16 protein-coding genes are annotated in these 15,436 nt (G+C 64.0%); 13 read left to right on the top strand and 3 right to left on the bottom strand.

Going from position 1 to position 15,436, the window contains the following annotated elements; genetic code table 11:
* The 10 genes from ACIPY3_RS17815 to ACIPY3_RS17770 form a co-directional block, all read left to right on the top strand.
* A partial coding sequence (locus ACIPY3_RS17815) for an HNH endonuclease (protein ID WP_400336291.1) occupies positions 1–960 on the top strand: 960 nt, incomplete at its 5' end.
* Between the two features lie 474 nt (positions 961–1,434).
* Positions 1,435–1,989 carry an RNA polymerase sigma factor gene (locus ACIPY3_RS17810; RefSeq protein ID WP_400336290.1) on the top strand — a complete coding sequence of 185 codons (555 nt, stop codon included), beginning with the start codon at positions 1,435–1,437 and terminating at the stop codon, positions 1,987–1,989.
* Positions 1,986–2,786, top strand: a complete 801-nt coding sequence (locus tag ACIPY3_RS17805; RefSeq protein WP_400336288.1) for a hypothetical protein — start codon at positions 1,986–1,988, stop codon at positions 2,784–2,786. Before ACIPY3_RS17810 ends, ACIPY3_RS17805 begins: the two co-directional genes overlap by 4 nt.
* Positions 2,787–2,824: 38 nt before the next feature.
* The gene (locus ACIPY3_RS17800; RefSeq protein ID WP_400336286.1) at positions 2,825–3,250 is read left to right on the top strand and encodes a CoA-binding protein; all 426 of its coding nucleotides are present in this window, start codon (positions 2,825–2,827) and stop codon (positions 3,248–3,250) included.
* Positions 3,251–3,364: 114 nt separating this feature from the next.
* Entirely contained in the window at positions 3,365–4,204 is an 840-nt protein-coding gene (locus ACIPY3_RS17795) for a polysaccharide deacetylase family protein (protein WP_400336284.1), read from the top strand.
* A 33-nt stretch (positions 4,205–4,237) separates the two neighbouring features.
* Entirely contained in the window at positions 4,238–4,660 is a 423-nt protein-coding gene (locus ACIPY3_RS17790; protein WP_400336283.1) for an MmcQ/YjbR family DNA-binding protein, read from the top strand.
* Between the two features lie 257 nt (positions 4,661–4,917).
* The gene (ngcE, locus tag ACIPY3_RS17785) at positions 4,918–6,327 is read left to right on the top strand and encodes an N-acetylglucosamine/diacetylchitobiose ABC transporter substrate-binding protein (RefSeq protein ID WP_400336281.1); all 1,410 of its coding nucleotides are present in this window, start codon (positions 4,918–4,920) and stop codon (positions 6,325–6,327) included.
* On the top strand, positions 6,324–7,349 hold the full coding sequence (locus ACIPY3_RS17780) for a carbohydrate ABC transporter permease (protein ID WP_400336279.1): 1,026 nt from the start codon (positions 6,324–6,326) through the stop codon (positions 7,347–7,349). The genes ngcE and ACIPY3_RS17780 overlap by 4 nt, the downstream gene beginning before the upstream one ends.
* A complete protein-coding gene (locus ACIPY3_RS17775) occupies positions 7,349–8,242 on the top strand; it encodes a carbohydrate ABC transporter permease (RefSeq protein ID WP_400336277.1) in 894 nt (297 codons plus the stop codon). Before ACIPY3_RS17780 ends, ACIPY3_RS17775 begins: the two co-directional genes overlap by 1 nt.
* 135 nt (positions 8,243–8,377) lie before the next feature.
* The gene (locus ACIPY3_RS17770) at positions 8,378–8,701 is read left to right on the top strand and encodes a putative quinol monooxygenase (RefSeq protein ID WP_400336275.1); all 324 of its coding nucleotides are present in this window, start codon (positions 8,378–8,380) and stop codon (positions 8,699–8,701) included.
* 22 nt (positions 8,702–8,723) lie between these two features.
* On the opposite strand, the gene ACIPY3_RS17765 is transcribed toward ACIPY3_RS17770, so the two are convergent.
* Positions 8,724–9,017, bottom strand: coding sequence for a DUF503 domain-containing protein (locus tag ACIPY3_RS17765; RefSeq protein WP_400336273.1), 294 nt, complete (start codon positions 9,015–9,017; stop codon positions 8,724–8,726).
* 226 nt (positions 9,018–9,243) lie between these two features.
* On the opposite strand from ACIPY3_RS17765, the gene ACIPY3_RS17760 reads away from it, so the two are divergent.
* Genes ACIPY3_RS17760 through ACIPY3_RS17750 form a run of 3 tightly spaced genes read left to right on the top strand, consistent with a single transcriptional unit; the run spans position 9,244 to position 12,262 of the window.
* A complete protein-coding gene (locus tag ACIPY3_RS17760; RefSeq protein ID WP_400336271.1) occupies positions 9,244–10,422 on the top strand; it encodes a GGDEF domain-containing protein in 1,179 nt (392 codons plus the stop codon).
* On the top strand, positions 10,419–10,922 hold the full coding sequence (locus ACIPY3_RS17755; RefSeq protein ID WP_400336270.1) for a hypothetical protein: 504 nt from the start codon (positions 10,419–10,421) through the stop codon (positions 10,920–10,922). Before ACIPY3_RS17760 ends, ACIPY3_RS17755 begins: the two co-directional genes overlap by 4 nt.
* Positions 10,919–12,262 carry a putative bifunctional diguanylate cyclase/phosphodiesterase gene (locus ACIPY3_RS17750; protein WP_400336268.1) on the top strand — a complete coding sequence of 448 codons (1,344 nt, stop codon included), beginning with the start codon at positions 10,919–10,921 and terminating at the stop codon, positions 12,260–12,262. The genes ACIPY3_RS17755 and ACIPY3_RS17750 overlap by 4 nt, the downstream gene beginning before the upstream one ends.
* Positions 12,263–12,370: 108 nt before the next feature.
* Here ACIPY3_RS17750 and purL read toward each other — a convergent pair whose 3' ends face one another.
* The gene (gene purL, locus ACIPY3_RS17745; protein WP_400336266.1) at positions 12,371–14,680 is read right to left on the bottom strand and encodes a phosphoribosylformylglycinamidine synthase subunit PurL; all 2,310 of its coding nucleotides are present in this window, start codon (positions 14,678–14,680) and stop codon (positions 12,371–12,373) included.
* The gene (purQ, locus tag ACIPY3_RS17740; RefSeq protein ID WP_397326441.1) at positions 14,677–15,435 is read right to left on the bottom strand and encodes a phosphoribosylformylglycinamidine synthase subunit PurQ; all 759 of its coding nucleotides are present in this window, start codon (positions 15,433–15,435) and stop codon (positions 14,677–14,679) included. The genes purL and purQ overlap by 4 nt, the downstream gene beginning before the upstream one ends.
* Position 15,436: the final 1 nt, after the last annotated feature.

Genomic DNA, 15,436 nt, shown 5'->3' with positions numbered 1-15,436 from the left:
ATCGTCCCTGCCGGCTGGGCGCGGGAGTTGATCAAGCACGGCCCCGACAACGACCCGGCCACGCGAGCCGGGCAGGTGGCGGGCGGCGACCCGGCCACACGTGCCGGGCATGAGGTCAGCGACCCGGCCACACGCGTCGGGCGGGAGGCCGGCAATGGTCCCGAAAGGCCTCCCGGGCCATCCGGGTCAGCCGGGTTTGCCGGACGGGAAGCGGTCGGCGGTAGGACTGTAGGCGACTGCCGGGAAGCAGCCGGTGCCGGGCAAGGGGCCGGCAACTGGCCACCCGGGTTTGCCGGGCTTGGTGTGGAAACAACCGTGGACGGCCCGGACGTCGGTGGTCCTTCAGGCCTCCAGTCCGATTTCTATGTCTGGATCCGGCGGCTTTACACGGCGCCGGGAACCAATGAGCTGCTGGCCACTGATTCCAGGGCCAGGTTGTTCCCGCAGGGGATGCGCAGGTTCATCCAGACCCGTGATGACACGTGCCGCACACCTTACTGCGACGCGCCCATCCGCCACTACGACCATGTCCTGGCCTGGCACTCCGGTGGAAAGACCACCCTGGCCAACGGCGCAGGGCTGTGCGAAGCCTGCAACCACACCAAAGAAAACCCCGGCTGGAACACCACCCCAAGCGATCAGGGACCACGAAGTCTGGAGGTCAGGACCCCCACTGGACACCGCTACCAATCCGCAGCCCCACCACTCCCCGGAACCGGCAACCCAGCAACGGAACACGCTGACGGGTCACCTGTTAACGGGTCCGTTGTGGCGGGAGACCCGGGAGGGCTGCTGGTCGACGGGAACCTTAGGGCGGGAGACCCGGACGGGCGGCTGGTCGACGGGAACCTGGGGGCGGGAGACCCGGAGGGGCAGACAGGAGACCCGGAAAGCCGACCCGAAGCCAGGTTTGGGAAGCAAGCCCGGCCGCGGGCAACAGCATCGGCGACGGCTCGCTAGAGGGAATACCTGACGATCGGAACCACAGGGTCCTTCCGGCCCACCTGAGTCATACCCAACACCTCCGCCGCGGGTCGCGAACAGCCCTGTCGTGGGCCGCGAACAGCCCTGTCGTGGGCCGCAAACAGCGTTGCCGTGGACCGCAAACAGCCAAGCCGAGGCATCCAAAGAAGCCCACCAAAACGCCCGCCAAAAAACTTCTCAAAAAACTTCGTACCCCGCGTAACCCTTTGGCGTCCCCCAACGATTACCTCTTTGAAAGGGCCGAGCTGGAATTTGTCCCCCATCATGTTCCAGCTCGGCTCTTCTTTCGTCTCGAGGCGGTTTCCGGATTCAACGGAGATTCCGGGGGACATGCAGGGTGTCCTTTGGGCCGCCCGGCAGAACAGATAACCTAGGTGAGGTTGTGCGCCCATCGACGGCGGACAGCTTGGCTGAAAGCCGCGGACCTGCCACCGATCGAAAGTCTCTTCTGTGACCGACGCATTGACCGATGAAGCGCTGCACGCGCTGAAGGGCAATAACGCGGAACTGTTCAGCGCCGTTTACCAGGCCTACGCGGGCCAGGTCCTCGGTTACTTGACGGCCAAGGGTGTACCCGATCCCGAAGCCGTCACCCAGGACGTGTTCCTGGCCGTCCTGCCCAGGCTTGATGATCTCAGCGGTGGCGTCAGCGGGCTGCGGACTTTCGTCTTTTCGGTGGCGCACGCCCGCATGGTTGACGAGCATCGGAAGCAAAGCCGGGCTCCTGAGCAGCACGAGTTCGAGGCTGACCGGGACACCCGCGCTTCGGAGTCTGCCGAATCGGCGGCCATGGAACTGCTGGGCCCCGGCGAGATCCTGAAGCTTCTGGACGGCTTGGGAGAGGACCATCGGGAGGTCCTTGCCCTCCGAATTGTCGCGGGACTGACGGTGGAACAGGTTGCCGACATCATGGGGAAATCGGCCGGAGCAGTCAAGCAGCTGCAACGGCGGGCATTGATCACGCTCCGTGAGCACTCGGTGGTAAAGGAATACGTGTCGTCATGACATATAAGGATGTGGAACGCAGGGCTGTGGTTGACGAGCTCCTGCTTGACGCCGACCTGGACGGCGACTCCGATCTTCGGACAACACTGCTTTCCGTGGGCTCGTACGCCAGCCTTCCGGCTCCCACCCCCAACGCCGAACTCGCAGCGATGTTGGCCGGTCCTCACGACGAATTGAGCAAGCGGCGCTGGAAGCGCAAGCACCGTGCCGCCGTCGTCAGCGTTGCAGTGGCGGCTGCCATGGGACTTGGCGTCAGCGGCGTGGCGGCGGCGAGCTCCGGGTTCACGCGGCATCCGGCCTTCATCGACGAACTGTTCGGGAACCTGGCACCGCATGCAACGGCCGGTCCGACGGCGCTGCCCACCCCTGATGCCCCGAAGGTGGCCACGGAGGAGGGCCGTCAGGTGGACCCGGCGGCGATTCCGGCTCCGGCGATCACGGGAGACCCGGTGCCCACAACGGTGCCCGCCCCGGTGATTTCAGCTCAAAGCACTCCGGCAGCAGACCCGGCGGCGCAAGCGCCTGCAGCCCAGCCGGCAGCCCCACATACCGAGGCGACCCGGGGCCCGGCGGCCAAGCCCGCCGAGACCAAGCCAAGCGACCCGGCTGCCAAGCCCGGTCCGGTCAAGCCCAGCAAACCGGCCAAGCCGGAGCAGGACCCACAGGACAAAAAGCAAGGCAACGGCCACACGAAAGCCAACGCCGACGGACAAAGTCAGGACGGCGACGAACTTGCCGGCCGTTTGCCCTCGTTCATGGACAAACTGAAAGAGTGGTTCACGCCGTCAACGCGCTGATCCGCGGACGCGCCGCGCTCGACAGGTAGGCTGGAGCGATGATGCAGGTCAACGACCCGGCCGTCGTCGAGCGGTTGATGCGGACAAAAGGCACCTGGGCCATTGTGGGCCTCAGCAACAACGAGTGGCGCTCGGCCTACGATGTCGCGCTCTACGTTCGGGACAAGATGGGCATGGAAATCATCCCCGTGAATCTCAAGGGCGAGGAAGTCCACGGCGAAAAGGGCTATCAGACCCTCGCCGAGATCCCTGCCGAAAAGCACCCTATCGACGTCGTGGATTGCTTCGTCAATTCCGAGCGCGTCGGCGCGGTCATAGACCAAGCGATTGCGGTGGGCGCCAAGGCCGTCTGGCTTCAGTTGGGCGTGTTCGACGACGCCGCTTGCCAACGCGCGCGGGATGCCGGACTCGATGTGGTAGTCAACTCCTGCCCGGCGCGCGAAGGCTGGCACTACGGCTTGTAAAGAGCGCGCCGATTCTCCTGCTAATCTGCGACTGAATCATTCCTTAGTCCATGGGGGACAGCCGTGTGTGAGCAGCATTCTGCGGTGCAATTTTCTGCGCCCAGCAGGCGGGCCATGTTGGGGGTACTTGGCGCATCGGTGGTCGCCGGACTGACGGCATGCAGCGTCGGCGAAAGTACGACGACGGGGCTGCCGCCGGCTACGCCAACTGCCTCGCCCGACCTGCCCGCCGGCAACGGCGCCCTGGCCGCGGGTGGCGAGATCCCGACGTCGTCCGCTCCATCGCCGACGGCGACACCGACACCGTCTGCCACCAAGCGGATCCGCCGCACGTTCATCCCGGACTACAAGTTGCCGCCCATCGTGGGCGGTCTCGCCCCGGTGATCACCAAGATTCCCACGCAGCATCCTGTGGTGTTCCTGACCATCGACGACGGCAACATCAAGACGCCGGAGTCGGTGAAGCTCATGGCCGAGTATGACTACCCGGCGTCGCTGTTCCTCACCAGGGACACGATCGCCGACAACCCGGCGTTCTTCAAAGCCTTCCAAGCCCAGGGCAGCCTGGTGGAAAACCACACGGTAAGCCACAACATCAACATGGTGCGGCAGTGGGGCTACCAGCAGCAGCTCAATGACATGGTGGGGATGCAGGACTACGCCGCGGAGCAGTACGGCCGCAAGCCCACGCTGTTCCGTCCGCCGGGTGGAGCGTATTCCAGCGTGATGCGCCAGGCCGTCGCGGCCGCGGGCATGAAGGCGATCGTCACCTGGGAAGCCAAAGCGAACGCCGGCAAGATGGACTATCAGGTGGGGAACTCGCTGCGGCCAGGCGACATTGTGCTCATGCATTTCCGGGCCGAATTCGCCGCCGACCTCGCCGCGTTCCGTGCAGCCCAGCTCGCCGCGGGCTTGGAAGTGGTGCTGCTGGAGGACTTCCTGGGCGTCGCCTAAGGGTGCGCATAGGCGGACTAGTACCCTCGAACCATGGACGTTCCCAGCCTTCGCGAGATTTGCCTCAGCTTTCCCGGTGCGTTCGAGGACTTCCCGTTCGGGCCCGAAACGTCGGTATTCAAGGTACGGTCGGCCGTTGCGGGCGGTGCCCGGCACGAGGCCAAGATGTTTGCGCTTTCGGCCATGAATCCGGACGACTGGTCCGTGAGCCTGAAGTGCGAACCAGCGCTGGCGGAGCAGCTGCGGGCAGCCCACCCTGAGATCACGGGTGCGTGGCACATGAACAAGACGCACTGGAACGGCGTCCGCCTGGATGGTGGCCTGCCGGATGACATGATCCGGGACATGGTTGAGGATTCCTATGACCTGGTGGTTGCGATGCTCAGCCGCAAGCAGCAGGAACAGCTTGGTTGGGCACGGCTGGCCAGCCCTCGAAGGGACTCCAGCGCCGGGTAAAACGCCCTGTTCAAGCACTCCCCACGCCGCCATGTTGGGTCTAGATTGAGAGTGCACACCGGCAAAACCTGGTTCTTACATTTGATCACGCTTTGACAAATCTTGATTGAAACTGCCAAGAAATATTGATTTTCGATCATTCGTGGTGAAGTATGTCACACGAAGGTTGGCGTCCCAGAGCGCCAGCCCCAGACTGTCCCACCCTCCGGCCCCAGCTGGATCAGGTGGACATAACGAGTCACTAAAGGGGTATTGAAATGACCATTCAGCACCAGTCCCTTGGCCGCCGCGGATTCCTGCGCGGAGCACTTGCTGCAGCTGTGCTCGTCCCCATGGGCGGGACCATCGCGTCGTGTGCAGCCGGCGGTGGCGGAACCTCCACCGGACCCACGGGTACCGTCTCGGACACCAACCCGTTTGGCATGGCGGACAAAGCCACCGTTGACGCCGTGATCTTCAAGGGCGGCTACGGGATCGACTATGTCGAGTTCGCCGGCAAGGCCTTCGAAAAGGCGCATGACGGCTCAACCGCCAAGATTGCCCCGTCCACGGATATCGCCCAGGAACTCCAGCCGCGCTTCGTCGGTGGCAACCCGCCGGACCTGATCGACAACTCCGGTGCCAAGGCCATCGGCTTCAGCACCATCCTGGCCCAGCTTGAGGACCTCAACAGCGTGGTGGAGGCCAAGAACCTGGAGGGCAAGGTCATCAAGGACACCCTTTACACCGGTGTCCTGGCACCAGGGACCTTCGATGGCAAGCTTGCTGCCCTGAACTACGTCCTTACCGTTTTCGCCGTGTGGTACTCGGACGCCCTCCTCAAGGACAACGGCTGGACCGTTCCGAAGACCTGGGATGAGATGTACACCCTCGGCGAGCAGGCCAAGGCCAAGGGCAAGTACTTGTTCGTCTGGGGCAAGGAAGCCGCCACGTACTACCAGGAAATGGCCATCGCGTCGGCCATCAAGGAAGGCGGCGACGAGGTCCGCCTGTCACTGGAGAACCTGAAGGCAGACTGCTGGTCGCACCCCGCCATCCAGTCCGTGTTCACCGCACTGGACAAGATCGTCAAGGCCGGCTTCTTCAAGCCGGGCGGTTCCGGAACACAGTTCACGGCAGCCCAGGCGCAGTGGAGCAACGCCCAGGAAGCCGTGTTCTACCCGTCCGGTTCCTGGATCGAGAACGAAATGAAGGACCAGACCAAGGCAGGCTTCAACATGACGGGTGCGCCCGTGCCGTCGGTCAGCGCCAGCCCGAAGATGCCGTACGCCTCCCTCCACAGCGCAGCCGGCGAGCCGTTTGTTGTTCCGTCCCAAGGCAAGAACGTGGCCGGTGGCAAGGAATTGCTGCGCGTCATGCTGTCCAAGGACGCCGCAACCAACTTCGCCAAGACCAAGCTGGCCCCCACCATCGTCAAGGACACCGTTCCCGAAGACGGCTTCGGCTCCACGGCACTCGTTTCGCAGACCAAGCTGCTCAAGGACGCCGGGGACAACATCTACACCTGGAACTTCATTGACCTCTACGGCACCAACAAGGACCAGCTGGTTGTGTGGAACACGTTCCTTGACGGCAAGTCGGACGTGGCGACGCTGACCTCGGCGCTGCAGAACATCACGGACAAGGTCCGCAACGACAGCTCGGTCAAGAAGATTGAAGTGAAGTGACAGCAGTGAAAACGCAAGCGAGCCGGAACGATGACGGCACGGCCGCCGTCGTTCCGGCCACGGCTCCACCACTAATGGTCAAGCGGCGCCGCAAGCCGCTGACGTGGGACAAAGCCAGCTTCTTCCTGGTGTTCCTCGGACTGCCGCTGGTCATTTATCTCGTGTTCGTGATTTGGCCCTTTATCCAGGCCTTCGGCTACTCATTGACCGACTGGTCCGGCTTCTCGCCCAACCAGAACTTCATCGGCCTGGATAACTACGCCAAGATCTTTACCGACGACATCTTCATGAAGGCCATGGGCAACAACATCCTCCTGGTCATCTTCCTGCCGATCATCACGATCATCCTGAGCCTGGTCCTGGCCACGCTGGTGACTGTGGGCGGGAGCAGCAAAGGTCAGATCAAGGGCCTGCGGAACTCCAGCTTCTACCGGGTGGTTTCCTTCTTCCCGTACACCATCCCGGCGATCGCCATCGGCATCATGTGGGGGCAGATCTACGATCCCTCCGGCGGACTGCTCAACGGCATCCTCAGGGGTATCGGCCTGGAGCAGTTCAAGGACTTCGCTTGGCTGGGCAATAAGGACACGGCGATGATCGCCACGATGTTCGTGATTGTCTGGGGCTTCGTTGGCTTCTACATGGTGCTGTTCGTAGCCGGCATCAAGGGCATTCCGGCCGAACTCTTCGAGGCTGCCAGGATCGATGGGGCCGGCCGGTTCCGCACCGCAGTCTCCATCACCATCCCGCTGATCCGGGACAACATCCAGACCGCCTACATCTACATGGGCATCCTGGCCTTGGACGCATTCGTCTACATGGCCGCGCTCAACTCGGGCGGCGGCCCGGACAACTCCACGCTGGTCATGTCCCAGCAACTGTTCTTCACGGCCTTCAGCAAGGGCCAATTCGGCTTGGCCAGTGCCATGGGCGTCGTCCTGGCAGTGACCACGCTGATCTTCTCCGGCCTGGTGTTCGTTGTTAATAGGCTCACCGGCGGCGATAAGGATGTGAGCAACTGATGACTACCAAGGTCGCACCTCCGGAAATGAAGTCCTTGCACTTCCAACCGCGCACCCCCGCCACCACGCCCGGCGACAAAGTAGTTGGCGCCATCTCGCACACGGCGCTGACCATCTGGTCGCTCATCGTGATCCTGCCGCTCTTGTGGACGTTCATGTCCTCGTTCAAGACGTCCAGCGAGATCTTCGCCTCCCCGTTCGCCTTGCCGTCCCAGTGGCGTTTCGACAACTACGTCAAGGCGTGGAGCGAGGCCGGAATTGGCAGCTACTTCCTCAATTCCGTGATCGTGGTGGGTTGTGCGCTGGTGATCGTCATGGTGCTTGGCGCCATGTGTGCCTACGTCCTGGCCCGCTACACCTTCCCGGGCAGCAAGGCTATCTACTACCTGATGCTCGCCGGCCTGACGTTCCCGATCTTCCTGGCCATGGTTCCGTTGTTCTTTGTGATGCGGAACATCGGGCTGCTCAACACCCTGCCCGGCCTGATCCTGGTGTACGTCGGCTTCGCGCTGCCGTTCACGGTGTTCTTCCTGTTCTCCTTCTTCAAGTCGCTTCCCCACGAAATCACGGAGGCCGCGGCGTTGGACGGAGCAGGGGAGTGGCGGACGTTCTTCCAGGTCATGCTGCCGATGGCCAAGCCGGGCCTCGCCTCGGTTGCCATCTTCAACTTCCTGGGCCTCTGGAACCAGTTCCTCATCCCGGTGTCCATCAATGCAGCCGGTCCACGGGTGCTGTCTCAAGGCCTCGCCGCCTTCGCCGGCCAGATGGGCTACGCCGTGGACTTCGGAGCCTTGTTCGCGGCCGTGACAGTCACCGTGGTGCCGGTGCTGATTGTCTACATCATCTTCCAGCGCCAGCTGCAGGGCTCTGTTTCACAGGGAACCATGAAGTAAGACGGGGAACCATGAAGTAGCGCAAGCCAGCTAAAAACGCCCGACGGCGGTTCGCACCTTGGGTGCGGACCGCCGTCGGGCGTTACTTCTGACAGGATGGAAGGAAACCTACCGTCCACCGAAAGGCCGAAGCCCGTGATCTTCATCGTCGTTAAATTCAACGTCAAGCCCGACTGGTCGGAACGTTGGCTGGACCTGGTGGCCGACTTCACCGAGGCCACCCGCGCCGAGCCCGGCAACCTGTGGTTCGACTGGTCCCGCAGCGTGGACAATCCCAACGAGTTCGTCCTGGTCGAAGCGTTCCAGGATGACGCCGCAGAGGCCCACGTCACGAGCGATCACTTCAAGAAGGCCATGGCTGACATGCCCCAGGCCCTCGCCGAGACGCCGCACATCATCAGCCGCCAGCTCGAAGGCAGTGGCTGGGACCGGATGGGCGAGCTGACCATCGAGGCATAGGCGTACCGCCACCAGGTGGCAGCTAGTCCTCGCTGTGGAGTTCCCTCTGCCGCGCGCTGAGCAGCTCAAGCTCAGGCCGGGACGCCACGAACCGTTCAACGGCGTCGAGCACTTCCCTCAGGTGCGCGTGATCCGAGGCGACCATCGCTGCACCCACCATGGCGCGGCGGTGTTGGTCCTGCAGGCCCGTTTCCGAAGCCGAGACGTCGAAGCGCCGCTTCAGCTCGGCGACCAAGGGCCTGATCAGGGAGCGCTTTTCCTTCAGGCTGTGCACGTCGCCCAGGAGCACATCGAATTCGATCCAACCGATCCACATGGTTCAAGTATCCCGTGGCCGGCACCGGCTATCTTGATCCAATCTTGAGGAAATGCCGCAGGGAGGTTGAGCCAACGGGATCACACTGAAACCACGGATCACCCAGGGGGGAGATGAGTGGACATGGGCAATATTGCTGGCCGGTGCAACACGTGGGCAGGTGCTGCTTTGACAGGAACCCCGTCATGGTAGAAATTGGCGTGGGACCAACTGGCAGGAGCTAACCATGGTGCTCGACGCTTTCTCGGTGAGGGTAGCCCTCGGTGTGGTCACCCTGACCCTCTTTGTGCTGTTCTTCACCTCGTACCGACGCACCAAATCGCCATATGCGGGCTGGTGGGGCATTGCCTTGCTGGAATACATGCTCGGCAACGCGGCCTTCCTGCTCAACGGCACTCTCCACCAAACCTGGGCGAACCCCTTGGGTAACGTCCTGGTGGTGGCCGGTTCCTACAGCGTTTGGGCGGGAGCCCGCACGTTGCGGGACAAGAAAGCAGCTCCCTGGCAGCTTGCCATCGCACCTTTGATTACGGCCGTGGCCTCCGCCCTGGAGAATCCCGCCACCAACGTGTGGTCCGGAGGCTTTGTGTACCTGGGCATGATGACTATTGGCATTGCGTTGGCCGCCAAGGATCTCTGGTTCATCAAGGCCTCGCTCTCGCAAGTGCACAAGGGTTTGTCCATCGCGGCAGGCTTGCTGGCCGTCTACTATCTGGGCCGGTGGGCCGTGTATGCGGTGGAGGGGCCCGCCAGCCCAATGTTCCAAACCTACTTCGGTCCGGCACTGTCGGGCCTGGTATCGCTGGTGCTGCTGGTCACCGTGTCCTTCAGCATGACGGCACTCAGCAGCGACCAACTGATCAAGGGACTCCGTGAACGCGCCAGCAGGGACCACCTGACGGGGCTCCTCAACCGCGGCACGTTCCTGGACCTGGCCGGCACCGAACTAAACCGCCTGCGGGGCACCGACTCGAGTGCCGCCGTCGTGCTGGCCGATCTTGACCACTTCAAGGCGGTCAACGATGAACACGGCCACCGCGCCGGCGATGCCGCCCTCAAGGCGTTCGCCGAGGCCTGCCGCGCCAGTGTTCGTTCCACGGATCTTGTGGGCCGCTACGGCGGGGAAGAGTTCGTCCTCTTCCTGCCCGGTGCCACGCAGGAGCGTGCGGAAAACGTGGCGGTGGAGATCAGCCGCCGCATGTCCACCATGGAAGTGCCCGGAGGCGGCACCTTCCCAACAGTCAGCTACGGGGTCACATCCAGCACTCCGGCCACCGCGGACCTCACCTTCATGATCGAAGTTGCGGATGCGGCACTCTACAGCGCCAAGGCGCAAGGACGAAACAGGATTGTCGGAGCAGACCGCCTCGGGGCGGCCACTATCGCTGATGAGGCACGATCATGACCATCAATGGACTGACCACCAGGATCCAGATCCAGCACACCCAGGAGCTGAACGCGTTCCGGCAGGACATCACCAGCCCGCCCTACCAGGCCGGCACCGCCACGGCGCTGAACACTGCCCGCCGGTCGGTCCGGATGAATCCGGTCCAGTCGGTGGAGGACGGTAATGCGAGCCTGACCATCGTGGCCGACGTCCAAGGCCTCGCGTGGTTCACGGCGGACAAGGGCCTGCAGGGGAGCTGCATCACCCTTTCCATCGCGGGACACCGCCGCGCCACCGGCACGCGTCTTTCCTTGCCGCTGGCCGAATGCGACGCCTGGATCGAGGCCATCCTCGGCGGCCCCTGGATCACCCACGTGTACCGCTCGGGAGCGAGTCCGGAACCGGGTGGGAAACTGGATGTTGCGTCCTACCGGCTCTTCCTGGACGAGCGCAGCAACCCCGTTGCCAAACCGAAGTCCGTGGTAGACGACAGCTTGCGCCGCTTGGAATTGTCTTGAACGCCAAGGGCGAGCTTCACCCGGCCCGCCAGTCCGAGGGACGCGAGCCGCGTACGGACCCGTTGACCGGGCTCGGCGACCGGTTTGCCTTGGAGAGCGCCCTGGTGGAGGTACAAAAGGCCGAGGGCGGCTTGCCCGCAGCCTTGCTGTTGCTGGACCTTGATGGCTTCAAAGCCCTGAAGAAATCGGTGGGCCATGCGGCCGCGGACCAGGTCCTGATGACCGTCGCCATGCGCCTCCGCGAAACGGCGGGGGAGAACGACGTCGTCACTCGCCTGGGTGGCGACGAATTCGCCGTGCTGTTGCGCGCCACCCCTCTTGCCAGGGCTACCGCCGCTGGGAACCGCATCCTGGCAGCGCTGGAACCCGAGATCGACCTCGGGACCGAAAGCGTCCAGTGCAGGGCCAGCGTGGGGCTGCGGATGGTTGAACCGCACCACTCACCCAGCGAAGTGCTCCTTGAAGCGGACATGGCCATGGAGGAATCCAAAGCCGAGGGCCGGAACAAGGTCAAGAACTTCGATCCCGCCACACTTCTGGCCCGCCAACTCCAGCGGCAAATCGTGGGGGACTTGGCCCACGCCATCGACTCCGACCAGTTGGTGTTGTACTACCAGCCGATAGTTGAACTGGCTACCGGACGCCTCCAAGGCAGCGAAGCCCTTGTCCGCTGGAACCACCCCGAGCACGGGCTCATCATGCCGGACCGCTTCATTCCCATCGCCGAGTCCTCCGGCCTGATCGCGAAGCTGGGCCGCTGGGTACTGCGGACCTCCGTTGCCCAGTTGGCCGTGTGGAGGCAGGATCCGGAGACCGCTCAGCACGATTTCACCATGCGCATCAACGTTTCCGCACCGGACCTGCAAAGCCTGGAATTCGTGGACGACGTGCGCGAAGCCTTGTCCGGGGCCGGGCTTCCCCCGGAGTCGCTTGTCCTGGAACTCACGGAGAGCGCCATCATCCAGAACAACGAACTCGACCGGTACACGCTCATGAGCCTGCACCGCCTGGGCGTGGGCCTGGAGATCGACGATTTCGGCACGGGGTATTCCTCCATGGGGTACCTCCGGAAACTGCCTGTGGACCACGTGAAGGTGGACCGGGAGTTCGTCCGGGACCTGGGGAAGGACGACACCCAGTTGACGTTCCTCGCCGCCATCCAGCAGGTGATCCGGTCCTGCGGGCTGGACGGGATCTGGGAAGGGATCGAGACGGCAGAGCAGGCCGAGGCCCTGCGGAGCATCGGATGCACCAGCGGCCAAGGCTACTATTTTGGCCGTCCCGTGCCGGGGCCCGAGTTCACGGAGAACCTGAAGCGGCAGCAGACCTGGCCTGCCTGAACCTTGGCCCGGAGAACCTTGGCCCGGAACGCCGCGATAAACCCTGGCCCGGAACGCGCAAGGCCCCGGCACTCTGCGAGTGCCGGGGCCTTGCGACGTTAGCCGCTACTAGCCAAAGTACTTCGGCAGCGTGCCTTCGTGTGCTTCGCGGAGGGCGTCCAGCGAGAGTTTGTCAACGCCGTTGATCTCCAGCTTTCCGCCGGCGGCGTCAACAACGCCGATCCGGAGGTGGGCGAAGCCGCGGGCCGTGCACATGTCCTTGAAGCGGACTTCCTCGGAGCGCGGCACGGAAACAATCGCACGGGCCTGGGACTCGGAGAACAGGGCCGTGAACAGGTCCACGCCGTCGCGTTCCATGAGTTCCTCGAGGGCAATGCGGGCACCTACGCCGTAGCGCAGCGAGGACTCCACGAGCGCAGCCGCGAGGCCACCTTCGGAGAGGTCGTGCGCGGCGTCAACCATGCCATCGCGGGAAGCGTTGATGAGGATCTCACCAAGTTCGCGCTCTGCTGCCAGGTCCACCTTCGGCGGCTGTCCACCGAGGTGTCCGCGCAGGTTGGACCACTCGGAGCCATCCAGTTCAGCTGCGGTAGTGCCGAGCAGGTAGATTGCCTGCCCGTCCTCGCGCCAGCCCGACGGCGTGCGGCGGGCGACGTCGTCGAGCTTGCCCAGGACTGCCACCACGGGGGAGGGGTGGATGGGCGTGGTGCCGGTCTGGTTGTACAGGGACACGTTGCCGCCGGTCACAGGAACGCCCAGTTCCATGCAGGCGTCAGACAAGCCGCGGATGGCCTCGGCGAGCTGCCACATGACATCCGGGTCCTCGGGGGAACCGAAGTTCAGGCAGTCGCTGACGGCCATGGGAACGGCGCCGGAGGTGGCGACGTTGCGGTAGGCCTCGGCCAGCGCGAGCTGTGCACCCTGGTACGGGTCCAGGTAGGTGTAGCGGCCGTTGGCGTCGGTGGCCAGGGCAACGCCCAGGCCGGTCTCTTCGTCAACGCGGACCACGCCGGCGTCGTCCGGGAAGGCCATGGCAGTGTTGCCGCCAACGTAGCGGTCGTACTGCTTGGTGATCCAGGACTTGCTGCACATGTTCGGGGAAGCAACCAGCTCGGTCACGGCTGCAGCCAGTTCGGACGGGGCCGACGGGCGGCCTGCATCTTCCACGGAACCGGTGAAGGAGTTGGCCTGGACGGAATCCTGCCACTCCGGGCGGGCGTACGGGCGGTCGTAGACCGGGCCGTCGTGCGCGACGGTGCGGGGATCGACGTCGACGATTACCTCGCCTTCCCAGGTGATGATGAGTCGACCGGTATCGGTCACTTCACCCAGCCACGAGTACTCCACGGCCCACTTGTCCATCACAGCCTCGAACGCTTCCACGTTCTCCGGGGTGACGATTGCCATCATGCGTTCCTGCGACTCGGACATGAGGATCTCGCCCGGGGTCAGCGTGGGGTCGCGCAGCAGCACCGAGGTCAGCTCAACCTGCATGCCGCCGTCGCCGTTGGAAGCGAGCTCGGACGTTGCACAGGAGATGCCTGCGGCGCCGAGGTCCTGGATGCCTTCAACCAGGGAGCCCTTGAAGAGCTCGAGGCAGCACTCGATGAGCACCTTCTCGGCGAAGGGGTCGCCCACCTGTACGGCGGGGCGCTTGGAAGGCTTGGTGTCGTCGAAGGACTCCGAGGCCAGCACCGAAGCGCCGCCGATGCCGTCGCCACCCGTGCGGGCACCGAACAGGACAACCTTGTTGCCCTTGCCGGAAGCGTTGGCCAGGCGGATGTCCTCGTGGCGCATGACGCCAACGGCCAGTGCGTTTACCAGCGGGTTGCCCTGGTAGACGGAGTCGAAGACCATTTCGCCGCCGATGTTCGGCAGGCCAAGGCAGTTGCCGTAGCCGCCGATGCCGGCAACGGCGCCGTGCATGACGCGGGCGGTGTCAGGGTGGTCGATCGCGCCGAAGCGCAGCGGGTCCATCACGGCAACCGGGCGGGCGCCCATGGAGATGATGTCGCGGACGATGCCGCCGATGCCGGTAGCGGCACCCTGGTACGGCTCAACGAACGACGGCGAGTTGTGGGACTCGATCTTGAACGTCACGGCCCAGCCGTCGCCCAGGTTGGTGACGCCGGCGTTCTCGCCGATGCCCACCAGCATGTCCTTCTTCATCTCCTCGGTGACCTTGTCGCCGAACTGGCGCAGGTGGTTCTTGGAGGACTTGTAGGAGCAGTGCTCGCTCCACATCACGGAGTACATGGCCAGCTCGGCGCCGGTGGGGCGCCGGCCCAGGACCTTGACGATCTCGTCGAATTCGTTCTGCTTCAGGCCCAGCTCGGCCCACGGAAGTTCCGTGTCCGGGGTCTTGGCGGCGTGCTCAACGGTATCGATGTTGAACTTCTTGGTGGTTTCCGTGGTCACTTGTCGCCTCCCACAATCTTGGTCAAAACGGAGGTGAAGAAACCGAGGCCATCGGTGCCGTCGTTGGTTGACGGGCCGAAGCCTGCCTCAACGGCGTGCTCGGGGTGCGGCATGAGGCCCACCACGTTGCCGGCGGCGTTGGAGATGCCGGCGATGTCGCGGCGGGAGCCGTTCGGGTTGAAGCCCACGTAGCGGAACACCACGCGGCCCTCGGCCTCCAGGGCATCGAGGGTCTTCTCGTCGGCAATGTACTGGCCGTCCTGGTTCTTCAGGGGCACAGTGATTTCCTGGCCGTCCTGGTAGTCCACGGTCCACGCAGTGTTGGCGTTCTCCACGCGCAGCACCTGGTCGCGGCAGATGAACTTCAGGTGGTCGTTCTTGATCATGGAACCGGGCAACAGGTGCGACTCGGTCAGGATCTGGAAACCGTTGCAGATGCCCAGGACGGGCAGCTTGGCGTCGGAGTTCGCGGCGTCGATGATCTTGGACATCAGTGGCGCGAAGCGGGAAATGGCGCCTGCACGGAGGTAGTCGCCGTAGGAGAAACCGCCGGGGACCACCACGGCGTCAACGTCGCCGAGTTCGGTGTCCGCGTGCCAGAGCGGAACCGCCGTGGCGCCTGCAAGCCGTACCGCGCGGGCGGCGTCGCGGTCGTCCAGGGTGCCGGGGAAGGTAACGACGCCGATCTTGGCGCCGGCCAAGCGGGGCTCTGCGGCGACGGCCACAGCCTCGCCAATCAGGGGGAGTGACGTCATC

The sequence above is a fragment of the Paenarthrobacter sp. NPDC089714 genome, from assembly GCF_044748905.1.
Classification (GTDB): Bacteria; Actinomycetota; Actinomycetes; order Actinomycetales; family Micrococcaceae; genus Arthrobacter.
Note: the sequence above shows the minus strand (reverse complement) of the source record. Positions and strands in the feature narration are given on the sequence as shown.